Consider the following 6376-nt stretch of genomic DNA (forward strand, 5'->3'; position numbering starts at 1 on the left):
TGGAGTCGTTACGCGTCCCTCAAAGGGGGCCGAGTGGCTTTTCCAGAATGAGGAACCACAGGTCGTTGACCTTGGGCTCGCCAAAACGCTCGGAGGTGGGAAAAGGCGAGGTCTCACCGGTTTGCTGGAAGCCCAGGGATTCGTACCAGCGAAGCAGTTCCGTTCGTTGATGAAGCACGCGGATGCGTAGCGTGCCGCAGCTGAAGCGTGACTGCGCGACTGCCACCGCGTCATTAACAAGGCGTCGGCCCAACCCAGCACCCTGGCGCTCAGGGGCAACGGCCAGCATGCCGAGTTCCGCGGTCGTTGCGTCAAGGTGCTCAATCTGTTGGGTGCCAACGAGGGTGTCGCCCTCCCACGCCAGCCGGAACAGCGATTGTGCCAGCAGGGACTGGATCATGGCGGTATCGGTGCGCTGGCCACCGAGCAGGTCGGCTTCCGTGGTCCAGCCCTTACGGCTGGGGTCGCCGCGGTAGGCACTGTTCACCCTTTGGGCAATGGCCTCGGCGTCCTGCGGCGTGGCATCGCGCAGGATCCGTTCACTGGTTTCCCCGAGCAGCTCGTGAGCCCGGGAGAAGTCCACACCGCCACTCAGCGCCTCCGGCTCATACCGGAAGCCGCAACCGCTGCGGCGCATGGCGGGTTCACGGACGGTGCCGGGGCTGTGGCGGGGGTCGTCTTGCTCGCTCATCATCACCTCACTTAGGCCGTATTACAGGCATTATGGCTGGCGATTGCCGTGCTGCACAGGGCGGCGCGGGGCCATTGCAGCATGATAGGCTTTGGGCCAACGAATCAGCATCGAGGGAGCGAAACGTGAAAGGCAATCCGTTGCGCGGGATGGGCTATCTGGGCGAGGGCTTTCGGCTTATTCGCCAGCCGGGATTGCGGCTGCTTGTGGTGCTGCCGCTAATCCTGAACATCGTGGTGTTTGCGGTCCTGATCTGGCTCCTGGGCGAGGGCTACGCGGTCATGGTGGAAGCGGCCATGGGATGGCTGCCCGATTGGGACTGGCTCCAGGCACTGGAATGGGTGTTCTGGATCCTGTATGGCGTGGTGATCCTTTTGCTGCTGGCCTACGGCTTCGTGATGCTGGCGAACCTGATCGGTTCACCGTTCTATGCGTACCTTTCGGAACTGGTGGAGAAGGACATCGCCGGGGAAGCGTTGACGCCCGATGAAGGCTGGCTCCAGGTTTTCAAGGAGATCCCACGGGCCCTGTTCCGGGAAGTTCGAAAGATGCTCTATTACCTGCCAAGGGCACTGGTCCTGTTGGTGCTGGGCTTGATACCGGTGGTGAATCTGGTGGCGGCAGTGCTCTGGTTCCTGTTCAACAGCTGGATGATGGTGCTGCAGTACGTGGATTACCCGGCGGACAACCACCGCGTGTCCTTTGATGGTTTCCGCCGGCGTGTGGCGGAAAAACCCCTGGTGGCGCTGGGCTTTGGCATACCCGTGGCGGTGCTGGCCATGGTGCCGCTGGTCAACCTGGTCCTGGTGCCAGCAGCGGTCTGTGGCGCAACGGTGTACTGGGTGCGCGAGGTTTCCCAGGGTGACCGGGAGGAGCCGCGCAGGCATGCCTAGAGAAACCCGTTATCTATTGTATTTTGGCGCCTTCTGGCTGGTGTTGATCGGGGGTGCCACCTGGTTTTTTGGCGGCATCATGGAGCGCCAGAGGAATCCGAACCAGGAACCCGTGACCGAGATGGTGAATGGCGTCCAGGCTATCGAACTGGAAGCCAACCGGCAGGGCCATTACGTGGCCAGTGGCGCCATTAATGGGGCCGAGGTGACCTTTATGCTGGACACCGGCGCGACCCGGGTGGCCGTTTCGGACGCGATTGCCCAACGCGCTGGCCTGGAGCGTGAAGTCCGCGGCAAGGCGCGGACCGCCGCTGGCACGGTCACCGTCTGGCGCACCACCATTCCGGAGCTTCGGCTGGGGGATATGCGGTTTCGCAACGTGCCCGCTACCATCAGTCCCTCCATGGACGACGGGATGGCGCTGTTGGGGATGAGTGCCCTGGGGCAGGTGGATTTTTCCCAGCAAGACGGCGTTCTCACCCTCAAGCGAGCCGTTCGCTGACAGCTCAGGAGACCAGGAACCCGTTCAGGTGCTCGGCGACCGCCTCCGGCTTTTCCTCCTGGAGAAAATGCCCGGCTTCCACCTCACGCACGGTAATGGCCTCAAAGCAATCCTCAATGTGGTTGAGGTATTCCGGCAGGATGACATGGTCCTGGTTACCGTAGATGTAGAGCCCGGGCATGGGCCAGACATGGTCGGCCAGGGTGGCCCAGCGCTTGGCATCGTCCTGGAAAGTGCGGTAGTAGTTGGCGCTGGTGTGGGGCGTGCCTGGTATCCGGAAGGTGCGCACGTATTCGTTGAAAGCGGCTTCCGGGAAGGGCTCGCGGTTGGCGAGTCTGAGGAAGTAGCCCAGCCATTCGCGTTCCGCTCCCGGGATCATGGCTTCGGGTAGATCCCTGGTCTGCATGAAGTGCTGGTACCAGTACTGGGCGCCCCCGGCGTGCCGGACTTTCTCGATCACCTCCTGGTTGCCTCGCAGGTTGTTGATGATGGCGATATTCAGGATCGCCATGCGCGGCACGCGTTCTGGCGCCGCGAGCGCAATCTCCTGAGCCACCACGCCGCCCCAGTCGTGTCCCACCAGCTGGAACCGTTCGATGCCGAGAGCATCCAGCATGGTGATGACATCCTGGGCCAGATGCTGCTTGCGGTAGTGTTCCGCGCCCTCGGTGCGCTCGCTGTCACCAAGGCCTCTCAGGTCGGGGGCCACAACCTGCAAACCGGGCTTCAGCTGGTCGCTGACTGCCTCCCAGCACAGCGAGCTTTCGGGCCAGCCGTGGATCATGACCACCGGTACGCCGGCGGAGTCGCCTCCCTGGCGCCAGGTGAAGCGGCCACGCGGGGTATCAAGGGTTGTTGCGGGGCTCAGCGGCATGGGGCACCTCCCTGGAAGCTTGAATCAGAGCCAATACAGGATGGCCTGGCCGATCACAACGGTAAACAGCAGTGAGGCCAGGGTTCCAATAAGCACGTATTCTGCGAATTCGCGCTCCTCGAGCTGGCGGAACCGGGCAAAGCCCTTGGCCGCCAGGATGAGCGCGATGACGTTGTAGTTCTGGGCGAAGATGACGACGAGATAGATGAGCCAGCGTTCCAGCATACCGATGACCCGCCCGGCATTATACTCGCGGTCATCCAGGGTATCGGCGTCCTCTCCCTGGGTCTTTCTGGGTTCCATCTGGAATCGGTGGAGAAGGGCGCGGATGGCTAGGTTGGTCTCATTGGCGACCATGAGGAAGCCCAGCAGTGTGAGCAGGGCCGGGCGCAGGGCCTGGAGTTGAGAAGTGCTCATCAGCCAGGTGGTTGGGGCGCCGTAATGCACGGCGGCCAGGGCCGTGAGGCCCATCAGTACGGTGCCGGCCAGGCGGGCCTCGTTGAGTCGCTCCCTTGGCGCCACGGCCTCGGACAGCATCAGGGTCCCGGGTGCCATGGCAACAAACGCAAGGGTCGGGAGATCCGGCGTCAGCACACCAACCAGGATAACCTGGATCAGCGCCAGGGCAGCCCATTCGCCCGTGGGCAGAGCCTCGTCACGGAAAGTGAACCAGAGGCGGGTCAGCAGCCAGGCATTGAGGAAGATGAGAACGGCCATGGGAACTCCGTTTCAGTCCATGTGGGCGAGAGCGGCATTCATACGCTGGGTCAGGGCCTGGATCAGCTGGATGGCATGGTCCAGTCCGCCCTCGCGGATGTTCTTGTACACGCTCTGTTCCGTGATGTCGAGGTTGGCCGCGATGGTGTCCACCTCGCTGTCCTGTAAAAGGAACCGCAGGATATCGAGCCGGTTGGGCTGCCATTTGCGGATCTGCTGGTCCAGCAGGCCCAGGGCGCTGTCCTGCAGGCCATCGTCAGCCGGGAGACCGGCGATGGCTATGGTGCGTTTATCTTTTTTCATGGCTGCCAGCAGGTCCCTGGCCCGATAAAAAGCGGGACCGTCCATGCCAATGGCTTGTTCCGGGTTAATGGGGGTGGCAAGCGGGCCGATGCCAAGGGCAAAGCGGAGCCCCACCGGGTGCAATGCTCTCAGGATGGCCAGGATATCCGGAAAGGCCCGGTTGGCGCTGTTGAACACAGCCTGGAATTCATCCCCCAGTGTGATGGTGTAGGGGGAGGCCAGCTGGCTGCGGTCCGCGCTGAGGGTGTGCAGTTCGGCTTCCAGAAAGGCCTGGACCTGGCCACGGTTTGCCAGTTGCCGGGAGCCGATGATGTCGGCAATCATCACCAGGTGGTTCATGGAGCCAGCTCCAGTGGGTGCACGCTCATTAAACCGTATCAGGTTAGTTTGGTCTATTAAACCAATATGGTTTTTTGGGCGTGGGTAAGCCGGAGTGCTCGTTCAAACGACGGTTCATGCACTGCGCCAGGCCAGGCCCTGGTGCTCGCCAAGACGGTGCACGTATTCGACCTGCTCCGCGTTTTCCACGGTACCCTGCCGGGCGCGGCGTACCCTCGCAATGGCGGTTTCCGGGTCGTCTCCGAACTCAACCAGAAGCCGGGCGGCCACTGTCCCTGTTCGGCCCAGCCCGGCGCGGCAGTGCAGCAGCACGTCATCGCCATTACGCAGCCGCTCCCGGAGAACTGGCCCCGCCTCGGCCCAAGCCAGCTCGAAGGCGCTGCCGGGGGCGCTGAAATCCCGTATGGGGGCGTGAAACCAGTGAAAATGGGGGGCGGGCGCGGCGTCCGCCAGATGCGGTACACCCAGTGTCTTTAGTTCGGATTCCTGGACCAGGGTTACCATGGCCCGGGCGCCCCAGCGGCGGATGCGCGCCAGGTCCGCCTCCAGGTCCCGCTGGCCACCCATCAGCCCCCACCCCTGCAGGAAGCGGCCCGGGCAATAGCTCATACCGATCCGCCCCTGCGAATGCGGGGCGCGAACGACGTCAATGGGCAAGGGTTCCAGCCAGGACAGCGACATAGTCCAATAATGGGCCTAGTCTTGGGCTATGTGAAGAGATCACGGGAGGGAGGCGCTATGAAATACCTTTTCGAGGTGCACATCCGCGAGGGTTATACGGCCGAGGAATATGCAGAGGCTTGGGTCCGGGCCAGTGAGATTATCCAGCAGGCGCCCGGGGCCCGGGGGACAGCGCTGCACCGGAAAGTGGACGATCCCAAGGTGCTGGTCGCCATTGCTGAGTGGGACAGCAAGGAAGATCGGGACGCGATGGAGGCGGATCAGGATCCCAGGGTAGGGGCGATCATCCAGGGGGCTTCCCATCTGTGTGATATCCGTCCGGTTGGAGCCTTCCATGAACCGGAGTGGGTGGTGATGCCGCCGGGGGACGGTGAATCGTAACTTGCTACCATTGTGAACATGGCTAGCATGGAGGGATCATTCAAGGATCAAACGGGCCGATGATTCGACAGTTTCTGTGCGGGGTCGCACTGCTTGCCTTGGTGGGCTGTACCAGCCCGGGGGGCGCCCTGAAGGAATCTCCCGCCGTAAAACGACGTGATAGTGCGGTGGACCTGACGGATCAGCAGGCGGTCCAGAGCATCCTCCTGGACCAGTATGAGGCGTGGCAAGGCACCCCTCACCAGATGGGCGGTATGAGCCAGAAGGGCGTGGATTGCTCCGGGTTCGTCTACCGCACCTTCCTTGCCCGCTTGGGCCATGAGTTGCCGCGCACCACCCGGCGCCAGGTCAGCGTCGGGGACCCCGTCAGCCGTGGCCAGCTGCGCCCGGGAGATCTGGTTTTTTTCAGGACCGGCTATAAGAGTCGCCATGTCGGCATCTATACCGGGGACGCCCGCTTCCTGCACGCCTCCTCTTCCGAGGGCGTCACCACGTCGGATCTTGATAATCCCTACTGGGCTTCAAACTATTGGCAGTCGCGCCGGGTTGGCGCGGAATGATGGACCCGGCATCCAGTCCCGTCCCATAAAGGCGCATTGGGGATCGCATGCTGTTTACGATTGGCTATGAAAAAAACAGCCTCCCGGCCCTGGCGGACGTCCTCCGGGAGGCCGGTGTTACCCGTCTGATCGACGTGAGGGCCCAGCCCCATTCCCGCCGCCGGGCCTTTGCCTATAAGCATCTTGGGCCCGCCCTGGCCGAGTACGGAATTGCCTATGAGAGCTGGCCAGTACTGGGTGCGCCCCAGGCGGCCCGGGATGCGGCCAAGGCAGGCGATACGGTGACGTTCCACCAGTGCTACTAATCCGAAATAAAGTAGCCGAACATTAGTCGGAGATATAAGCCAGTTCGGGGTGCTGAAAAAATGACTTCAGAAGCTGCGGCAATTTCTGCAACCGATGCAGCTGCTGATAGACCATCCTGACCAATTGATG

Annotated in this window: 10 protein-coding genes; 5 read left to right on the forward strand and 5 right to left on the reverse strand. The window is 62.4% G+C overall.

Annotated elements, in window-relative coordinates:
• Nucleotides 1–19: 19 nt before the first annotated feature.
• Complete coding sequence (locus AC1RQI_RS09735; RefSeq protein WP_481904604.1) at nucleotides 20–694, reverse strand: GNAT family N-acetyltransferase; 675 nt, start codon at nucleotides 692–694, stop codon at nucleotides 20–22.
• A gap of 122 nt (nucleotides 695–816) precedes the next feature.
• Between AC1RQI_RS09735 and cysZ the strand changes: the two genes are divergently transcribed.
• A complete protein-coding gene (cysZ, locus tag AC1RQI_RS09740) occupies nucleotides 817–1584 on the forward strand; it encodes a sulfate transporter CysZ (RefSeq protein WP_481904605.1) in 768 nt (255 codons plus the stop codon).
• Nucleotides 1577–2086 carry a retropepsin-like aspartic protease family protein gene (locus AC1RQI_RS09745; protein ID WP_416633911.1) on the forward strand — a complete coding sequence of 170 codons (510 nt, stop codon included), beginning with the start codon at nucleotides 1577–1579 and terminating at the stop codon, nucleotides 2084–2086. Before cysZ ends, AC1RQI_RS09745 begins: the two co-directional genes overlap by 8 nt.
• A gap of 4 nt (nucleotides 2087–2090) precedes the next feature.
• On the opposite strand, the gene AC1RQI_RS09750 is transcribed toward AC1RQI_RS09745, so the two are convergent.
• The 4 genes from AC1RQI_RS09750 to AC1RQI_RS09765 form a co-directional block, all read right to left on the reverse strand.
• Nucleotides 2091–2960 carry an alpha/beta fold hydrolase gene (locus AC1RQI_RS09750; RefSeq protein ID WP_481904606.1) on the reverse strand — a complete coding sequence of 290 codons (870 nt, stop codon included), beginning with the start codon at nucleotides 2958–2960 and terminating at the stop codon, nucleotides 2091–2093.
• 24 nt (nucleotides 2961–2984) lie between these two features.
• Nucleotides 2985–3677 (reverse strand): hypothetical protein, encoded by a 693-nt coding sequence (locus AC1RQI_RS09755; RefSeq protein ID WP_481904607.1) that lies wholly within the window; start codon nucleotides 3675–3677, stop codon nucleotides 2985–2987.
• 12 nt (nucleotides 3678–3689) lie between these two features.
• A complete protein-coding gene (locus tag AC1RQI_RS09760) occupies nucleotides 3690–4319 on the reverse strand; it encodes a SatD family protein (protein WP_481904608.1) in 630 nt (209 codons plus the stop codon).
• 114 nt (nucleotides 4320–4433) lie between these two features.
• Entirely contained in the window at nucleotides 4434–4928 is a 495-nt protein-coding gene (locus AC1RQI_RS09765) for a cyclin-dependent kinase inhibitor 3 family protein (RefSeq protein WP_481904609.1), read from the reverse strand.
• Between the two features lie 129 nt (nucleotides 4929–5057).
• Between AC1RQI_RS09765 and AC1RQI_RS09770 the strand changes: the two genes are divergently transcribed.
• The 3 genes from AC1RQI_RS09770 to AC1RQI_RS09780 are packed head-to-tail and all read left to right on the forward strand — an operon-like array spanning nucleotide 5058 to nucleotide 6246.
• The gene (locus tag AC1RQI_RS09770) at nucleotides 5058–5381 is read left to right on the forward strand and encodes an antibiotic biosynthesis monooxygenase family protein (protein ID WP_481904610.1); all 324 of its coding nucleotides are present in this window, start codon (nucleotides 5058–5060) and stop codon (nucleotides 5379–5381) included.
• A gap of 59 nt (nucleotides 5382–5440) precedes the next feature.
• Nucleotides 5441–5941, forward strand: a complete 501-nt coding sequence (locus AC1RQI_RS09775) for an NlpC/P60 family protein (RefSeq protein ID WP_481904611.1) — start codon at nucleotides 5441–5443, stop codon at nucleotides 5939–5941.
• A 47-nt stretch (nucleotides 5942–5988) separates the two neighbouring features.
• Complete coding sequence (locus AC1RQI_RS09780) at nucleotides 5989–6246, forward strand: DUF488 family protein (RefSeq protein ID WP_481904612.1); 258 nt, start codon at nucleotides 5989–5991, stop codon at nucleotides 6244–6246.
• The last annotated feature ends 130 nt before the right edge of the window (nucleotides 6247–6376 follow it).

The sequence above is a fragment of the Salicola sp. AFF1 genome (assembly GCF_056783195.1).

Coding starts and splice junctions, on each gene's coding strand:
- AC1RQI_RS09770 (WP_481904610.1), top strand. CDS start 5,058: ATGAAATACCTTTTCGAGGTGCACATCCGCGAGGGTTATACGGCCGAG.
- AC1RQI_RS09775 (WP_481904611.1), top strand. CDS start 5,441: ATGATTCGACAGTTTCTGTGCGGGGTCGCACTGCTTGCCTTGGTGGGC.
- AC1RQI_RS09760 (WP_481904608.1), bottom strand. CDS start 4,319: ATGAACCACCTGGTGATGATTGCCGACATCATCGGCTCCCGGCAACTG.
- AC1RQI_RS09780 (WP_481904612.1), top strand. CDS start 5,989: ATGCTGTTTACGATTGGCTATGAAAAAAACAGCCTCCCGGCCCTGGCG.
- AC1RQI_RS09745 (WP_416633911.1), top strand. CDS start 1,577: ATGCCTAGAGAAACCCGTTATCTATTGTATTTTGGCGCCTTCTGGCTG.
- AC1RQI_RS09755 (WP_481904607.1), bottom strand. CDS start 3,677: ATGGCCGTTCTCATCTTCCTCAATGCCTGGCTGCTGACCCGCCTCTGG.
- AC1RQI_RS09765 (WP_481904609.1), bottom strand. CDS start 4,928: ATGAGCTATTGCCCGGGCCGCTTCCTGCAGGGGTGGGGGCTGATGGGT.
- AC1RQI_RS09735 (WP_481904604.1), bottom strand. CDS start 694: ATGATGAGCGAGCAAGACGACCCCCGCCACAGCCCCGGCACCGTCCGT.
- AC1RQI_RS09750 (WP_481904606.1), bottom strand. CDS start 2,960: ATGCCGCTGAGCCCCGCAACAACCCTTGATACCCCGCGTGGCCGCTTC.